Annotated in this window: 6 protein-coding genes; 5 read left to right on the top strand and 1 reads right to left on the bottom strand. The window is 45.9% G+C overall.

Annotated features, from left to right (window positions below):
- The first annotated feature begins 24 nt into the window (after positions 1–24).
- The gene (gene groL / locus NSU18_RS14095; protein WP_341019014.1) at positions 25–1,656 is read left to right on the top strand and encodes a chaperonin GroEL; all 1,632 of its coding nucleotides are present in this window, start codon (positions 25–27) and stop codon (positions 1,654–1,656) included.
- 97 nt (positions 1,657–1,753) lie between these two features.
- On the opposite strand, the gene NSU18_RS14090 is transcribed toward groL, so the two are convergent.
- Positions 1,754–2,731 (bottom strand): tRNA dihydrouridine synthase, encoded by a 978-nt coding sequence (locus NSU18_RS14090; protein WP_341149321.1) that lies wholly within the window; start codon positions 2,729–2,731, stop codon positions 1,754–1,756.
- Between the two features lie 269 nt (positions 2,732–3,000).
- Between NSU18_RS14090 and NSU18_RS14085 the strand changes: the two genes are divergently transcribed.
- From NSU18_RS14085 to NSU18_RS14070, 4 genes are read left to right on the top strand one after another with little or no spacing between them, the layout of a single operon-like run.
- Complete coding sequence (locus tag NSU18_RS14085) at positions 3,001–4,650, top strand: clostripain-related cysteine peptidase (RefSeq protein ID WP_341149320.1); 1,650 nt, start codon at positions 3,001–3,003, stop codon at positions 4,648–4,650.
- Between the two features lie 14 nt (positions 4,651–4,664).
- Positions 4,665–11,483 (top strand): hypothetical protein, encoded by a 6,819-nt coding sequence (locus tag NSU18_RS14080; RefSeq protein ID WP_341149319.1) that lies wholly within the window; start codon positions 4,665–4,667, stop codon positions 11,481–11,483.
- Between the two features lie 21 nt (positions 11,484–11,504).
- Complete coding sequence (locus NSU18_RS14075; RefSeq protein WP_341149318.1) at positions 11,505–17,177, top strand: dockerin type I domain-containing protein; 5,673 nt, start codon at positions 11,505–11,507, stop codon at positions 17,175–17,177.
- Positions 17,174–18,787 (top strand): S-layer homology domain-containing protein, encoded by a 1,614-nt coding sequence (locus NSU18_RS14070; RefSeq protein ID WP_341149317.1) that lies wholly within the window; start codon positions 17,174–17,176, stop codon positions 18,785–18,787. Before NSU18_RS14075 ends, NSU18_RS14070 begins: the two co-directional genes overlap by 4 nt.
- Positions 18,788–18,804 lie beyond the last annotated feature (17 nt).

Genomic DNA, 18,804 nt, shown 5'->3' with positions numbered 1-18,804 from the left:
TTATATTAGGAGGTTAACTATACAATGGCAAAAGAAATTAAGTTCAGTGAAGATGCTCGCCGCTCGATGCTGCGCGGGGTTGATGCTTTGGCAAATGCAGTAAAAGTTACACTGGGTCCAAAAGGCCGCAACGTGGTGCTTGAGAAGAAGTTCGGCAGCCCGCTGATCACTAACGATGGTGTAACCATCGCCAAAGAAATCGAACTCGAAGATGCCTTCGAGAACATGGGCGCACAGCTCGTTAAAGAAGTAGCTACCAAGACTAATGATGTAGCCGGTGACGGTACTACAACTGCAACGGTTCTGGCTCAGGCGATGATCCGCGAAGGTCTGAAGAACGTAACTGCAGGCGCTAACCCAATGGTTATCCGTAAGGGGATCGACAAGGCAGTGAAAGCAGCTGTTGCAGAACTGCAGAACATTGCTAAGCCGATCGAGGATTCCCAAGCTATCGCACAAGTAGCAGCTATCTCTGCCGCTGATGATGAAGTGGGCCAGCTGATCGCTGAAGCTATGGAAAAAGTCGGCAAAGACGGTGTTATCACTGTTGAAGAATCCCGCGGATTCCTGACTGAGCTTGAAGTGGTTGAAGGTATGCAGTTCGACCGCGGTTATATCTCCCCTTACATGATTACAGATACTGACAAGATGGAGGCTGTTCTGGATAACCCGTATATCCTGATCACCGACAAAAAAATCAGCAGTACGCAGGAAATTCTTCCGCTCTTGGAGAAGATCGTTCAACAGGCACGTCCGCTGGTAATCATCGCTGAAGACATCGAAGGCGAAGCTCAGGCGATGCTGATCGTGAACAAGCTGCGCGGAACATTCAATGCTGTAGCCGTTAAGGCTCCTGGCTTCGGCGACCGCCGTGAAGCTATGCTGCAGGATATCGCTGCTCTGACAGGCGGCCAAGTGATCACTGAGAAGCTTGGACTGGATCTGAAAAGCACTTCCATCGAGCAACTGGGTAACGCCCGTCAAGTGCGCGTAACCAAAGAAAACACTACTATTGTTGACGGAAGCGGCGACAAGGCAGACATCAACGCACGTGTAAGCCAAATCCGCTCCCAGCTGGAAGAAACAACTTCCGAGTTCGACAAAGAAAAACTGCAGGAGCGTCTGGCTAAACTGGCTGGCGGCGTAGCCGTTGTCAAAGTCGGTGCTGCTACTGAAACTGAACTGAAAGAGCGTAAGCTCCGCATCGAAGATGCCCTGAATGCAACCCGCGCTGCGGTTGAAGAAGGTATCGTATCCGGTGGGGGTACAGCCCTTGTGAACGTATATAACGCTGTTGCTGCTGTTAACGTAACTGGCGATGAAAGAACAGGTGTGAACATTGTTCTGCGCGCTCTGGAAGAGCCGATCCGCACAATTGCTGCGAATGCCGGTGAAGAAGGTTCCGTTATTGTGGACCGTCTGAAGAAAGAAGCTGTAGGCATTGGCTACAACGCTGCAACCGGCGAATGGGTGAACATGTTCGAAGCCGGAATCGTTGACCCTGCCAAGGTAACACGCTCCGCGCTGCAGAACGCAGCTTCCGTAGCGGCTATGTTCCTGACTACCGAAGCGGTTATCGCTGACAAGCCTGAGCCGGAAAAAGCCGGCGGTATGCCTGATATGGGCGGCATGGGCGGTATGGGCGGAATGATGTAATAAGGGTTTCCTTAGAAGGAAACACCGTTTGACCACATGATACAAAAATAAGAGGCTTCCTATGAGTTCATTGAACTTGTGGGAAGTCTCTTTTTCTTCAATCTAATTCCAGATCTAAAAGAGGTTTTACTAAACGACGTACTTCGTCTGTGGAAGTGGTTTCCATTAATTGGTCTCTTAGTTCGCCTGCGTCTCTAAATCCACGAACATAGATTTTGAAATAGCGAAGAAGTGGTTTAAATGAACGTGGCAAGGTTTCTGTTGAATATTTATCATGAAGATCCAACTGTAAAAGAAGTAAATTGAGAAAATCCTTCGCGCTATGTTCTTTAGCGTCTTTCTCAAAAGCAAATGGATTAGTGAAAATGCCGCGGCCAATCATGATACCATCCACGCCGTATTGTTCAACTATTTTTAATCCTGTTGCGCGGTCCGGAATATCTCCATTAATGGTTAACAACGTATTTGGGGCAATTTCATCGCGCAATTTTTTTATTTCAGGAATAAGTTCCCAGTGTGCAGCTACTTTACTCTTCTCTTTTTTGGTCCGAAGGTGAATGGACAGATTCGCAATATCTTGTTTCAATAGATGTCCTAACCAATCGCGCCACTCATCAATTTTAGAGTAACCTAATCTTGTTTTAACACTAACCGGCAATCCACCTGCTTTTGCTGCTTGAATAATTTCTGCTGCAACTTCAGGATGGTGTATTAATCCAGCCCCTTTCCCACTGGCTGCGGCGTTTTGTGCTGGGCATCCCATGTTTATATCGATACCACGAAAACCAAGTTTTTTCATATCAATACTCATCTGTTCAAAAAGTGCAGGTTTATTGCCCCAAATATGAGCGACAATCGGTTGCTCATCCGCTGTGAACATTAACCGGCCACCTACATTTTCTTTTCCAACAGGATGACAATAATGTTCTGTGCTTGTGAATTCTGTGAAGAATACGTCAGGTTGTGCAGCTTCACTAATGACGTGACGAAATACAATATCTGTGACGTCTTCCATTGGAGCTAATATAAAAAACGGTTTCGGTAAATCCAGCCAAAAGTTTGGTTCGTTACTCATATTATCTTCTCCTGTTGCAACATATAAAAACGATATAATCTATAGCTAAGTCTTTTACCCATCCTACATAGACTAACACATTTTGTTAGGGGCTGTGAATCAATTAGGTATCCTTAAAAGTCTGATCTCCCGGAGATCAGGCTCTTTTTGCTGTTGGCCAGAAGGGAGCGGCAAGCGCGAACTTAAAGATTTCTTTAACTTTCACACAGGGGTTAATCCGCCATGTAAAATTGTAGCTTGATAGGATCAATCCATTGAAGGGCCGGAACATGATGACAAAAATCCGAGGTTTTATCATTTTTTTAATCTTTCTTCTTGCAGCAACTCCATCATCAGCAGCCGCAGTGGCACAAAGCTCCAGCTATGCAGAAGCGCTTAACCGCCTGGGATTGTTCAGTGGAACGGAGAATGGATATGAGCTGTCGCGGGTGCCTACCAGAGCAGAAGCCCTTGTAATGATGCTGCGTCTGTGGGGGAAGGAGAAAGAGGTCCTGAAAAGCACCTACCAAAGCCCATTTACGGATACAGGGTGGGAAAGCCGCTACGTGTCGTATGCCTATACCAAGGGTGTAGTTAATGGAATCGATGAATTTCGTTTTGGCGGTAACCTGGCCGTCTCGCTTAACCAATATTGTTCAATGGTTTTAAGGGTGCTCAGATATTCAGAAACAAAGGGCGATTTCACCTATGGAACCGCGGTTTCTTTCGCCTCAATAGTTCTGGGGATAGACCTTACCAAAGAACGCGAATTCAATCGGGGAACGCTTGCGAAAATAAGCAGTTATGTTCTAAACACAAGACCCAAAGACCAGCTTGCAACGCTGGGTCAAACCCTTAGTGCAGCAAATATTTTCACCACGCAAGCTTTAAACGAGGCGAGGTCACTTTGGGAGCAGGATAAAAAGTTGAATGGAACGACGATTTTAATCTATGCAGTGGGTTCTGACCTTGAATCACAGCAAGGCCGGTTAACCGATGACCTGGAAGAAATTTTGCGCGGTCAGCCAAGCCAACATACGAAAATCCTGCTGCAAACAGGCGGAACGCTCAACTATCACAACAAATACATGACCGATGGAGCATCCGAACGCTTTGAAGTTAGCCATGGACAGCTGCTAAAGCACGACAGCCACATCCAAACCGCCGCATCAGACCCTAAAACACTAAAGGATTTTCTTGTATGGGGCAAAACCGTTGCACCAAGTGAGCGTTATATCCTGATTCTATGGGACCATGGGTATGGAACAATGGGCGGATTTGGTGCAGATGAGTTAAACGAACGAAAAACGATGAAGGTTTCGGAGCTATCCAACGCGATCGATTCATCAGATATGTATTTCGACTTAATCGTCTTTGATGCCTGTCTTATGGGTACAGTTGAAACTGCCTATGCACTTAGAAATCAGGGCAAATATCTCATAGCTTCTGAAGATTCAACCCCCGCAGCAGGCTTGTATTATACCACATGGATAGGTGCGCTAGAGCGAAACCCGCAGATCAGCACTGAAAGGATAGGGCGTTTAATTTTAGAGTCCTTTACCCTTCATTCGGGGATTGAAGCTGAGATGCAAACCACCCTATCAATGCTGAAGCTGTCTCAGGCGGAATCTCTGGTTAAGGCCATAGAACATGCAGAATTTGATCTCTCCCTAACAGACCTTGCCAACCGCTCAGAGCTATTAGGCAAAAACGACGGGATATTCGACCAATATGATCTGATAGAGCTTATGGGCCAATCCTCAGAAGTCACTGCCGCCGCCCAAGCACTTGCCTTCGAAGTAAGAAATTCAGCAGGCTATAACCATCGGGGCGGCGTAGCTGTATATGTCCCTAACAAAAAAATTGAACTCGCACATCAAATGAAAGAAGAGCTGAAAGCTATGGGTCTTAGCTCAAAATATATAGAAACTATTTTCTAACGAGGAGGGATTTTATGAAGAAGATTATAAGCTTGATGCTGGTATTTTCGCTTTTACTATCAGTAGCGCCTGTGTATGCGAATGTAGCAACAGAGTACACTTATGTGTTTGGTGTGAAAACAGGTGGCAACGACAACGGCGGAACCGGTGATAATATTTATATGGGCGTAAGTACATATGAATCTGGAATAAACTCTGATCAAGCAACAAATTTTGGCGGCGCTGCCGCTTGGTCTGATACACAACATACATTTAAATTGCAAAATACTCCACCGTGGAGAATGAACGAGCTCGTTTTTTGGCTGGTGGGCAGTGATGACTGGTACGGTGAGTCGGTGGTTCTGTGGCTTCCTCAAATTGGGGGAAACATAAATCCAACACAGACGAAGACCATTCCAATATACTCATGGACAAAAGACCAGGGCAGACTGTATCGTGATATCTCGGACGTAACCAAAAGAAAATTCACCGATATGGGTGACGTTGATAAGCATGGAGGAGAGTTCTATCTGGATGCGAATTCGTCAGGCTCTGAACTTGCAGAGTGGGACAACTATGTCAGAGATCAATATGGTCACTATGACATTATGCAATATGAGGATGCTCCTGTTGTCAGCTATAGCGTTTCGGACGACGCTGTGGGAAGGGATTGGCTGAAATTCCAGGAACCTACAAAAACAAATACATTCCAGCTGGATATTGACCGCAAGAAGCTTTACGATCAGATGGTTGCCAAGGACAAAGCAGAGATTTCTCTGACCTATAGAGTGGCGCTGCTTGCCCAGTCTACCAATGCTGAAAGCCTCGGGGGAACCTTTGCCCATACAAGCTCAGGAAATCCCGAGGTTAAAACCTATTTAACAACAAAGATAGGGCAAGCGGACTACTATTATAAAGATGTAACGTATACGTTCTATCGTAGCATATATAACCTCGGCAACCCCGATATCACTCAAACGGTTACCTATTCACCGAGCCAGGACAATCTGTATCTCAACCGTAAATTCACAGATGTTAATATCACGGTTGAAGCGGTGTCCATTCATAAAAAAACTATGACGCAAGAAATTAAAACGGAGTTGATCACCAACCTCCTAGCCACGCCTTCGTTATATATTGGGAACAACACGACAACACCGCTTGCCAACCTGACCATGACGAAACTCCAGGGCAATGACGGCAAGCCAAACGGCAAGCTTCAGTTCACTGGACAAGTCCCGCTGGATGTTAGCGCAGTGGAAAGTGAGGGTATAAGGCTTCAGCTTGACAATGTATCTACCCATCTGACGAAAAAAGGCCGTGCGCAGGCTTATTATTTAGAGAACCCAACTCCAGAATCACCGGCATCACAAAGCTTTTATTTTTCAACTCATAAAGTGGACACCAAAACCCCAACGGTAAGAGTGACCGACCAAACTGGAAATGACCTGACGGGGGCAAATTCCATTCAAGGCAACATCAAAAAGCTGCATGAATTTTATATGGTGGCCAGCGAAACCCTCTATCCAGAAGGAAATGTCGCCCACAGCGAGTCGAATCGAAACTATTTTAATTATGAGCTGTACAAGAAAACCGGTGATTCCTATGAACCGGCCATGACCCGAATCACAAACTTTGACGGTACAGGAAACAAAGCAAGAGTTACCGCACCGATTAACACGCAGGTTATCAATGGCGTTAGCCTAAAGCTAAGTCCAATTGATCGGGTAGAAGGCGAATTCAAGCTTCGGCTGTATGGATGGGATCAAGCTGACAATCCGCTTGGCGGAGAGGCCGGATATGCAGAAATTGAGAATATCCTAATCGATAACCAGGCTCCGCGGGTGACCGTAAACGAAACGGTACATCCCCAAGATGCACAGCTCCGCAAAAGAAATGACTATAGCTTTGAAATGAATGACCTTGAGCAAAGCAATAACGGCTGGTCAAGAACTTATTATACCTTTATGAACGGGAATGCGGCGCCGCCTGACACGCCAATCAATCAAATTAAACCTGCCTCTGCAGAAATTTCCTCAACTCAAGGGATATGGGCATTTGTAGACTCAGAAGGTGACAGCACCACTGCCATTCTATCCATTCCCAAAGGAGACAACTTTGAGGGAACGCTCTATTATTTCACAGTAGACTCACTTGGAAACGATTCTAGAAACGAGCAAGCCTCCAGATACTATAAAAAACCTGTGAGTATTTTCAATGGAAATGTTGCTGACACACTGATTACGGAGGATTCCAGTCTTCCAAAGCCGTATTTCGACCTTAGCTTTGACGTAAGCAATCCAAACCTTGAAACGAGTTACCGGTGGATTTCTGATCCTGGCAATGACAACAGCTTTACACAAAAATTCAGAGTGTACGAATCAAGCGATGATGTTGGTGCAGCTGAAAAAACGAATCTTAGCGGAACCAAAGTGCTGATGGACGGGAAATATATCCTTGAATATCGTGTGAAAAATAAACAGTCTGGTAACACTGCCGAATTCTCACAAGTATACACGTATGACGCCTATCCTCCGGAGATTAAATTTACCGTAGGAAGTCAGCACAATCTCTTTAAATCATCCCATCAGTTTAACGTGAAAGTGACAGACCGCAGTGAAATTGCCAGTGCATATTACTATGTATCCAAGCCGGACTCCGAGATCAGAATTGAGGGTATGCCGAACTATCCGCTGACACTGACCCTTGGCAGTGACAACATAGCCCAGGTTAATCAAACCTTGACCCTGACCGGACTTCCAACAGGTGCATACAGTATTGTGGTTGTGGCCAAAGACCCGCATGGCAGAGAAAGTAAAAAGGTGTCCCCGTACTTTGGGATGAGGTCAGAGCCTGCGGTAATTGATACCTTAAACTTTGGCGGGGCACAGACTCTAAACGGAATGGGTACAACAACGGATGGAACCTATAGTGTCTATGCTGTGTTGAATGAGCCCCATGCCTCATGGACTTCTGACAGCGCAACGAAATATCAGAACCCGGTATATTATGCAACCACGGACGGCATGCCAACAGATAACGGCACTTTAGTTCCTGAGTTTACAGCGAGCAGCAATTCCGGCGGGAATTATGCATTTACACTCGACACACCGGTTCCGCTTCAAGAAGGTGTCAACACCATCTATTTTCAGTTTGGACTCATGAATGTTCCTGCTGACGACAGACCTGAGTTTGTAACAGAAGCAAGACCGGTCACCATTCTGTATGATAGCCAGGCACCAACCTTTGAATTGCCGGACTATAACACCATTCAGCCAACCAACGCCTCAGTGACAGCAACAATAACCGCAAGTGATGCCGGCACAGGGATCAGCAAGCTGACCGTTGCACCCGAGGATGCAGACAAAATCACGGTTTCTCCCTATACAGACGGTGCATTCACGGTAACGGTAAGCGAAAATATAACCACAAATCTGATCCTGTCCGACGAGCTTGGCAATCGTGTTCTGGTTCCTGTTTCCGTATCTAACATTGACCGGGCAGCTCCATCTGCGCTTGCTTCAAGTGACGTTGTGACCAAAGGAGCCAGACAGGATGGTGTGATTACAGTTGATGTCTCAGACAAGAATGACACAACCGTCTCCTTCGCGCTTATTCAAGATCCGGCAGCAAACCATATTCTAACCGAAGACGACTATGCGCTGTTTCAATCAAGTCCATCCGTGGAAATGCAGAGCAGTCCGGCAATCATTAATGGCGAAGGCAACAAACAGAAAACCTACACCATTAACTTGAAGGGCCTTAGTGGAAGCTATGCCATTGGGGTCAAAGCCGTTGACACCGCAGGAAACGTGACTGAAAAAGTGTTCTTTGACGCAAAACTGGACCTGGTTGACGCTGAGGCATCCATTGTAAGGGTCAGCGCAAACCCTGCAACCACAAAAACCACCGCAACGGTCAGCGTTTATTTTAACGTTCCAGTAACCGTAATGCCAAACGCACCTGTAGAGGGAGATGCTGTGGGGGATATGGCCAGGTCGAACCTGCTGTATACAGGACTTTTAACAACCTCCGCTAACTATGTAATGGACTATGAGGTTGTTATCCAAAACAATAATAAAATCAGCCTTTACGTTCAGGACGAGGTTGGAAGAGACAGTGTTCTGGAATTCACGCCTGAGGTTGATTTTGTTACAGGCTTTGATACTACAGGCTATGTAGAGAAAAATGGTCAAACGATTCAAAACGGCGGGTTCATATCCTTTAACCAGGGCGACAAGCTGTATTATATTGTAGTTCCGAATCCAAAGTATGCCGGACAATATTTCTTTGTTGAACATGCAGTATTATCCGGTTTAGAACTAAATACCGAGCTAAGTGTTCCTGACCCATCGTTTACAGAAGTTGAAGGAAGAACAGCTTATTCTAAGCTTGTATTTGAAGCGCTAAGAGACGGGAAAACAACAAAATCAGCTTATTTCGAGACCTATACGGCAGAAGGTATGGAAGCTGACCGGATGGAAGCGGAATATGCTGCCATTGCATCGGTTGACGAAACTGCACCAGCTGCAAAGGTGAACTATTCGACCACGGAGCCAACCAACCAAAATGTTACCGCAACACTTTCTGTATATGACCCGGAAAGCGGAATTCTAAAACTTGAACGTTCGTATGACGGCATAAGCTTTAGCCCCATTGAATCGATTGTTTCACATACCGAAACCTTCGAGCAGAATGCAACAGTGTATTTCAAAGTGACAAATAAAGCGGGAATAGTAACAATCGTGCCGGTCTCGGTTTCAAACATTGATAAAACGCCAATTACGCAAGACAAACACTACACGATGGAATACAGCTATGAGAACTATCTTGGAAACTGGGTTCCAATCCAAGAAGGCAAAGCCTATAGAAGGGTTATGGCAACGCTCAAGTTTACCGGAGGCGGAAAAACGCTTGCTATGACAAACAACAACGCAGCCTTCTCAAGGACGCTAACAGAGGATAATCACACATTCACCTTTGAGTTTAAAGATCAATCGGGCAATACAGGTTCTCAAACGGTTAGCTATAACCATTACGACAATACCATTGGCCAAACCTCCTATGTGTTATCCAGCACGTCCAAGACGAACCAAAATATCTTTGCAACGATCACTTTAACGGATGATTCAGGTGAAATCGCCTTTGCAGAGGTGAAGAAGGGCGAGGTGGTCTATCCCTTCAAAGGGGAGCCGCTTGAGAATGAATATGTCGTAGAACTGGACAGCTCAGGAATCTACAATGTGACAGCCTATGACTACGCTGGAAACCGTTGGACAACTCCGATCACTGTCTCAAATATTAACAAGGTAGTGCCAACTGCTATCGCAAAAACGTACAGCACGCCTCCCACCGCCATTACTGCACAAAGCGTGAATGTGGAGTTGACACAGTTCAGCAAGGAGCTCAAGACGATTACAGTCACCGGTGTAGAACCTGCCGGAAGCCTAACTGCGGGCGATATTGTTCATATCCCCGGCACAAAAGCTGTCCGCTTTAGAAAAAATGGTACGGTGTCCATGTTCTTTGTTGACGACTATGGCAATGAAGGCCAGGAAGTGATTACTGTATCCAATATTGTGTCCACACCGCCGCAAATCAAAGCCACAGCCACATTAGCTGAAGATAAGCTGAGCGTGAATGTGACCTTTGATGAGCTTCGTGACAGTGACGGCGTTCCGCTGGACCTTCTTAGAAAACTAACAGACCTTACCGTTTCTTATCGTGGCTATGAACATGCACTTCTGACGGAAGTGAAGGACGAAGCCAGCGGTGCCCTGTCCTATAAAGAGGCAGTGATCAACGTAAAAACGAACGGGGAGCACGTCTTTCAAGTCAGGGACCAAACAGGCATCACACAGAAAATTCTTGTAACGGTTGAAGGAATTGAAGTGGGCGGCCCAAGGGTTAAAGAGGTCCGCTGGACATATAAATATCTCGAACAGAACCAAAGCGGCGAGTGGGTGGAAAAGGATCATCAAAACAAGATTGTTGTTGGTGTTGACACCTCTGGAAAAGAAGAAGGCTATGTTGTGGGAACCGACAAGAACCCGGCAACGAACCAGAATGTGAATGTCACGGTAATCACGGATAAAGATGCTAAATTCGTGGGCGGGAACGATCCGTGGGAACAAGAGAAGTCAATGAACTATAGAGACAATGGACTTTACAATTTTAACCTTGAAGGAAGAACAGGGACCTATACCTCGTACGGTGTTGACATTGGTCTAATCGACAAAACACCCCCTGTGCTGAAGCTTAAAAATGGTGAAGAGCTCATCTTCATCGAAGGCATGACGCCACAAAAAGATGCCTCCATTGCCTATGACAAGTCCAAGCTTCTGGACTTCGAGGCATGGGATATGGTTGCGGGTAAGAAGGTGGACCTGACGAAGCGGGTCACCATAAGCTATGGAGCCGGCGGGCGGATGTTTAACCCTGACAACATCTCGGCCAATGAATTTGTCCGCTCGAACCCGTACTATATCGACTATACCGTAAGAGATGATGCAGGGAATCAAACCACCATTCGCCGGACTGTTCGCCTGGTAGGTCTTTATGACACCATAGCACTTGTGAACGGCGTGATGCCGGACAGCTCCAATGCTGCGTCCGTTCTTGGAAACAAGGTTGAAATTTCACTGAAGAACTTCTCCGGGATCTCGTATGCACGTTATGAAAAAGGTGTCTTAACCCAAGGTCAGATGAAAACAAAAGGAACAGTCCTGCCGGAGAAAAGCGGAGTGTATACCCTCGACAATGTGACGAACGGTTGGTACACGGTATATATCCAAACGGATAAACGCGACTATTTCAACATTCATGTATATGTCTCAAATCAAGGGGGGAAATAGGCAATGACGTTCTATAGAACAATGAAACGCAGCATAGCTGCAGCTATTATTCTATCCATGCTTTTCACGTTTGCAAGTTTCCCTGTTCATGCTGACGCCAGTAATGCTAATTATTCCATTGCGAACGAATATATGAAATATTCAATTAATTCAAAAACCGGTGGTTTCTCCATCGAAACTATTGACGGTCATCCGCAAAAAGCGTTTGATAACAACCTTCCGCTTCTGTATAAGGAAGATGCGGCAAGGAGTAATGGAACATCGTTCACAACCGTCCGGATCGACGGAAAGGATTTTATTTTCGGTCAGGAATATGGCTGGTTTGGAATTGATACCAAGCTTCATGAACCTGTCGTTTCTGAGCAAAACAGGCTTTTAACCATTGCATGGGACATTAAGGGCTATACCATCACACAAAAGGTGTCCATTTCAATCGACCCTAACAATTCAAGGACGGGTAACATTGGTATTTCATATGATGTGAAAAATAACAATGCCACAACCGGAACGGTGGGGATTCGGCTTCTGCTGGACAACGCGCTGGGTTCAGAGATTGACGCACCTTACGTTTTGGTTGACCCGTCGCAGCCGACAATCGTTGAAACGGAATATAGCGGTGACAACCTTCCGCAGCAAATCAGATATGTTGATTCTCTGTCCGCTTCGAACAAGACGGCTTATGCCCTCTTGTCCGGCTGGAGCGGCAACAAGGATGTCAACGTTGATAAAGTGATTGTCGGACACTGGATTAATCTTGCAAACACCAGATACGAGTATACACCAAACCCTAGTGTTGACTTTACTAATTATTCCAACCAATACTTAGTTCCTGACACTGCAACAGCTTATTATTGGAATGAAAAAACCATTGAGCCGGGTCAAGTCAGAATTTCTGAAATGCTCTATGGCATCGGCAGCTTTGCTGAACAAACCCAAAAGGAGCATGTATCCATCGGGATTCAAACCGAGAATGTATTGCTGGCTAACGACAAAAAGGGGTATGAAAACAATGGTGTTTTTAAAGCAAATGTAGTCATTGACAATAGTGTCTCAGGAGCAAAGGAACTTATAGAACCCATTGTGAAGCTTAGTCTCGAAGAAGGACTTGTGTTTGCAGCCACGAAGACACGGGAATACACAGTGAAGATTTCGGGCGGTCTTAACATTGGAACGGTGTTTGATATTCCGGATGTTGACATTATTGCTGAGGCACAGTCCATGATCACGTCAAAACGGCTGGTCGTTTCGCTAAACGCCACAGAAATTATTGATGCTAATACCAATAAAGTGGTTGACTATAGTGCCAACACAAACATTTTGATTCCTGCAGTGGAAGGAAAGCTCCCGGAGGTTTCAATGAAGCATGTTTTCCCGGCGGCCGTGTATTATGAAGGCGACAAAAACCTTACCGTTTCTGGCGATATGAAGGTGTTGTCAGGGGCCCTTTCGGGAAGTGACGGATGGGGTCTGTACCTTGTTTCATCAACAAGCGGTGAGGCTGCTCTGATTGACAAAAGAAAAATAAGCTTTATTGATGAAGGCCAAACGCTTGCGTTCTCAACGAATCAGACGTTGGCGGTTGGAAAGTATGATATTGAATTCAGATTTACAAATCAACAGCTGATCGATGCCTTTGGTACCAAAGTTAAAGCAGCCGCTACAGTCGACGTTACCGATAAGTTAGCGGATAAAAGTGCAAGCTACGGTATTGTCTCGCTAGTCCGGTTCACAGATGCTGCAAACCACAGACAGTTATATGACTATATCAGTTTTACAAACGAAGATGTAATGAAGAAATTTATAGCCGGCGGCGTGAATAAAGACGGCATTCTTCACAAAGGAATAGCCTTTAAAGAAGGCGAAACAGAAATCCTGTTGACGCTTCGCGGGAAAATCAGGCTGATGGATACGGGTACGGAAAAATATTACTCTGCCAGCCCGGCCGATGGCGACATTACCATCAACAGCATCTTGACCTATGACAGCACCGAAGCCCTTAAGATGACCGTTGACAACAAGGGGGCTAAGCTGGAAGGCGATGGTACGATCAAAGTGATTAACTCGATTAATATTTGGCATAATAAGTGGCATTTTGAAGCCAGCAATGGTACCAAATATACCTTGAACCGGGAGGCTGTTGCCGAGAAGACTGCTCAGGCTTTTGAACTACAGCTCGGTGATGCCGGTTATATGCTGCAGAATATTGCAGGTTTTTTGATCAATATTAAGTACGGTGTTATGACTCATGACGATGATGATTTCGGAATTAGCTTTGGCGGTAGAATTTCAATGCCTTTAAAAGCTGCTGATTCATCGAAGGGTGAGGAGCATTATGATTATAAAGGCTCGCTGACAGCGAACGTTCAAGATGTTCTCTATGGAAGTAAAGACAGCGAGATTGGTTTTGTTGGCATTAACACAACACTGTCTGTAGCCTTGCCCAAAGATATATTAGGCCCGTTAGTAGGAAACGAAGCCGGTGTTAAGGCGGATATCACCATTAACACCATTGATGATATTTATAGTATTGATGCCGGTGTTTCTGTTACCATGCTGGAAGTAGAAGGGTCATTGGCCCTCAAAAAGGTTCCTATTAACTCCGTGCCCAAAATGATGCTGGACAAGCTCACCTTCTTTTTAGCGCCATCCACAATGAAGGTTCCTGTGGTTGCACCTTATGTATTTATCACAGGCCTTGGCGGAGGAATCTCAAACCTTGCAGACACCGTTGCCGGAGAACCGGCAGGCGAGCTTCCGCCCCTTACCATCCATCTTCAGACGAGGCTATTAATTAATGCCATTATTGTAGGTGACTTTAAGCTGGATGCGAAGCTATCCGGTCTCGCCATAGAAGGCAGCGGCCACCTGGAGAAAGACGAAGAGGGAAGGCTGCTTAATATTGGGGCGGGAATGAATGTTCAATGGATCTCGCCGTTTCAGCTTAATGCCTTCGGCAACATCAGCATTCATGCCGGAGCCATTCGCGGCGGGATCACGATTAAAATTACGGAAGATTATTTCTATGGTTACGTGTACGCAGGGCTGTTCATTCCAGACTCCATCCCGCTGCTCGGGGGCAAGGAGATCGCAGGCGTTGAGGCAGCCGTCTCATCGGACTTTGTGGGTGCGAACTTTAAGGTCATTGGGGTGAAGCTTGGCTTCATCTATTATTGGAACGGTGACCTAAGCTTTGGCGGGTCCATCGACCTCTCTTCAAGAGGAGAAGCCGTTCACTATGTCCACTCGGAGGCGCTGGACGAGAGCGGCAATCTTGTGCCGACCACCATGATCTATGGAACGAATATGAGAAGACTGAGTACGGAGGCTGTCGCTAAGACAAGGGCCGGGAATGGGGTGACCAAAGAGATTAATCCGGCCACAAAGGATGCCCTTCTCTTTGAAATTCCGCTTCGCGGTTTAATCAAGCCGTCTGCATCTGAAATCATTGTCACCAATCCAAATGGCAAAAGACTGACCATGGTTGAAGACGATAATAAGGGCAACGGAAACTACCTTGTTCAATCTTTAGACGGCACGAATTATCTGTACATCTCAGTCACTGATCCCTCTCTGATTGTTGGGGGCAACTGGTCCGTTTCAGTTTCGACACCTGATGTCTTTATAGACAGCTTTGCAGTAAACAGTGTTGACTATATGCCTGAGCTGACAGGAGTTAGTGCTGCTACGAGCGCAAATACAAGCCGTGATATTAACGTTTCCTGGACTACGGACAAGCAGGGCCAATATTCGGGTGCACTTAATGTCTATGTCACGAAGGACCCGTCGGTCATGAAAGCCATTGAATCCTCTAACATTCAAGATACTTCATCATTAATTAGTATCGGCAACCTGGAGTTAGATGAAATTAAATCAGGTTCTCATGTATTCACGCTACCTGAGTCGTTTCCTGAAGGGAAATATCATGTGGTGGCAATGCTTGTGAACCATCAAGGCGGAATGAGCAAGAAAATCACGGCTTCAACCTTCACTTTTACCAATCCATTGCTCCCGCAGAACCCGAAATCTGTGTCTGCGGTCTACAGCGGTGACGGCTATGTGAGGGTTGGCATAACGGGAAGCGACGACACTGCAACACATTATCTTGTGGCGATCCAAGATGAAGACGGGGATGAGGTCGAGAATTCCTTTGGTCAATTTAAAGTTGGCAGTGAGATCATTCTCAAACCATTAGAAAACCAAACCAACCGGCCTCTATTACAGGAAGGCAAGACTTATTCAGTTAAAGTGCAGGCGGTTAGAATTGTGGAGTCTCCCCTTAAACAGGCGGAATATTACCGTTCAAGCGAATTTGCATCATCGCCAAGCTTTGTTATGCCTTCAACGGATAAGCCCAAGCTTGTAAGCGTCGAGACAAACATTGACAGATCGAAAGATATCTATTACTTAAATACTGACCAATTCAAGGCGACGTACACCTTCGACAGACCTGTTAAAATGACCCTAAACCTTAACACCGAAGATAAAAACACACCTCAGGAATTTAAGAAGGTGTGGTCCTTTGAAGAAAGTCTTGAAGACGGCCAGCACTTGGTTGATTTTATAGCGGTTGCTGAAAACCGGGACACCCTCCAAGGCAGCCGCTCATCAGGAGCCCTAGGATTTACTGTGGATACAAAAGCGCCTGTGTTACTCCTTGATGAAGAGGTTAAAACCAGCCTGGATAAGGAAAACGTTGATAACACCGTCAGCAATCAGGTTGTTTTTGTTGGTGCGGACCTAAGCTATAGCTTCCATGGCCTAACAGAACCATCCGCAAGCTTAACGTTAGACGGCAGTTCAGACGGCATTGTTATCCGTCCTGACGGAACCTTCATTGTTAACCGCAAGGCTTCAAGTGAGGACCCGAACCAGACCCTGATGCTTACAGCGGTTGATGATGCCGGGAATGAAACGGTGGTTCCAGTGTATCTTGTGAATCGTGTTCTGTCAGAGTATGAAAGCATCAAACTCATCTCTGACCTGGAAGGCTCCGAGGATCAGCCTGATTCGATTGAGCTTGGCATAGGCGGGACAACGGCGCTTTCTGTTAAAGCTCTCCGCACAGTTAACGGCACCGTTCTAAAGGCAGAAGACGTTGTGTGGGACGTTCTGTATAATCAGAACATCATCAGACTTTCCCAAGACGGGACCCTTGAAGCATTAGCTCCAGGCGAAACGGCCATCAAGGTTAGTTATAGACTGTCTGCTTTTGAAGGTCAGAACGGGAAGACGGTCTATAAAGAACTGTCAGACGTTATCAAAATTCATGTGAAAGATTATGGTTACCGTTATGAAATTCGTCAGACCCAAGGGTTCTCGTTGTACACCATATACACTGAAATGAACATGGGCAAGGCAACGGTTGTGATTGGAGGCAACAAACAAACTCTATTATATGACAATCTCAAGAAAGCCTATATCGGTGCTTCAAAGGAGCTTGTCACAGGCGAGCAATTAACAGCCAAGCTTGGTTTTGAACCAACGGTGAAATCTCCTGTTCTTCTGCGTGGAGACACCGATGGCAGCGGTGCGATTGATAAAGTCGATGTTTTGGCAACATTGAACGCTATTTTGGACAATGTCTACAACGGCTTTAGTTCTGTAGAAAATTGGATGAGAGCTGATACCAACGGTGACGGCGTTGTTGACATTGTAGATGCGCAGCTCACCCTAATGGAGGCACTTCAAAGATGATCAAATACTTAAAAGTCATTTTGTGCATCATGCTTCTAGGTGCTGTTCTACCATCCTATGCCTACGGCGCAAATGATGCGGCAGACCTTAATTATCGTGTGGGTATCACCGTAACGGACAGCTCGGGTTCCCCGAAATCATCATTTGAAGTCGGAGAAAAAATACTTGTTAAGCTTAGCCTTTCCTATACTGGTGCCGGAAGGGCACCGGTATATGGCTTTCAGGGAAAGCTGCAGTTTGATTCTTATGTACTGGAAAATACCGGTGTGAAGATGGAAAAGGATATTTCGATGAAAGTTTCAGGTGGCGCCATCAACTATGTCTATCTGGATATGACCGCCAAGGGAACAGAGGATTCCATCCTGCAAAATATCGGAACGGCTGTATTTCAAGCTAAAAACAGCGGTACCTTCAGCATTTCTTCAAGCGGCTTCATTCTAACCAACAAAGATGCGACACACCGGTATATTGAACCGGTTGAAGCTGTGCAAATCATTGTGGGCGATGGAGTAAAGGATGCCTCAAAATCTCTGTTATATGAAAACATTGTTGCTGCAAAAGCTTTGCTTGCTTCAGTGACGATTGCGGATAATCCCAAAACCATCTATTATCCGGATTATTGGTATCCAACAAAATCCGCGCAAACATTGAGAGATGTGATTGCCGGGGCTGAGGCTGTTTTTAATAACAAGGACGCGCTGGCTTCGGAAATCTCTGAGGCTATTGAAAAGCTTAGCACTGGCGTTTCCGATTTCGGGAACTCCAAAATTACCGGTCCGAAACGTTGGGCTGCTCCGGAGGGCAATTCCACAGCCGGTAGCACCGCAGTGGATCTTTACTATTCCGTTAAAGCTTCGGTGAAAGGCGGAAACGGCAAAATTGCCGAGGGCTTTGAAGTTCAAACCATTCGCGCCACCACCTCTGCCACCATCCGAATGATTCCGGGTGAAGGGTATGAGACCGAATATATCTTTGTCAACGGTGAGAAATATATAGGCCATGACATTTACACCATTCCAGAGGTTAGCCGTGACACCCTTGTGGTGGTTACCTTTGCGAAAAAACCTCCTTTTACAGATATAGCGCATGACGATTGGTTCTACTCTTCTGTAAGATATGTGTACAACAAGGGACTGTTCACGGGAACCACTGAGACAGAATTCTCGCCCTCCGGGAAGATGAGCCGTGCCATGCTGGCCACTGTACTCTATCGCATGGAGAATAAACCGAAGGTTACATTTGCCAGTGTATTCTCTGATGTTCAAAGTGGCCGCTGGTATTCAGAGCCTGTGATTTGGGCCCATCAAAAGAGCATTGTTAACGGGTATGATAAGGGGAAATTCGCTCCCAATGATGCGATCACCCGTGAGCAAATCGCGGTTATGCTGCATAGATATGCCAAGGTTAAAGGGGTAGGCCTTCAAGCTAAAAATGCAAGCCTGAGCTTCAAAGATGCCAATCAAATTTCAGGCTATGCCAAAGAGTCTATTACTTGGGCTGTGTCCAAGGGCATCATGAAGGGCAACACGGATGTAACTATAAATCCTTCTGGTCTTGCTACCCGAGCGGAGGTCGCCACTATGCTCGAAAGGTTTAATGAGCTGAATTGAATTTAGAATGAATACAA

Origin of the sequence: Paenibacillus sp. FSL H8-0048 (assembly GCF_038002825.1) — a bacterium.
Classification (GTDB): Bacteria; Bacillota; Bacilli; order Paenibacillales; family Paenibacillaceae; genus Paenibacillus_AQ.
The sequence above is the reverse complement of the archived record's forward strand: the minus strand, read 5'-3'. Positions and strand labels throughout refer to the sequence as shown.